The 548-nt window shown below is 67.7% G+C and carries 1 protein-coding gene; it reads left to right on the top strand.

Annotated features, from left to right (window positions below; genetic code table 11):
- Positions 1-36: 36 nt before the first annotated feature.
- Positions 37-360, top strand: coding sequence for a hypothetical protein (locus EFL26_RS08470; RefSeq protein WP_123222473.1), 324 nt, complete (start codon positions 37-39; stop codon positions 358-360).
- The last annotated feature ends 188 nt before the right edge of the window (positions 361-548 follow it).

Below are 548 nucleotides of genomic sequence, written 5' to 3'. Positions count from 1 at the left end.
GTCCCGGGGTCGACTGACGTCGATTGAGCCAGGTCGGTGATCGAATCCCTGTCGGCGGAAGGGCCCGCGGTGAATGTGCTCGGAACTCTGGACTACCTGATGAACGTCACCTCCTCGGCGGAACGCCGCGGGCGCTCCGATGACCTGGTGCAATCGATCGCCGACGCTTTGGCAGCATCGGGCGAGTACGTCACTCACCTCGACCGGCTCCCCGCCCACCACGCTCTGGACCTGAAGTGGGCGGTCCACCGAGCCGCACGAGACCTGGGGACCCGGATCCTCGTGGAGGTCGAGCACACCACCATGGCGGCCGACCGGCGGGCGCGGGTGCGGGTCAGAACGCAACGACCGCCGGCCTGATCGATGTCCTCTGGTGCCCGACTCGACGGTGATGCTCCCACCCGAGCGCATGGTTCCGGCCGTCGACATCTGGGCCTAGACCTCGTGGAGACCCAACCGGGGGCGCTTCGTCGTTTCGTGATGGGGGGCGTGGCGGCGACGGCGGTGTTGTACGCCCCGCTTGCCCTCACCTACATGTGGTTCGCCTT

Source organism: Nocardioides pocheonensis, from assembly GCF_003725535.1.
GTDB lineage: Bacteria > Actinomycetota > Actinomycetes > Propionibacteriales > Nocardioidaceae > Marmoricola > Marmoricola pocheonensis.
Note: the sequence above shows the minus strand (reverse complement) of the source record. Positions and strands in the feature narration are given on the sequence as shown.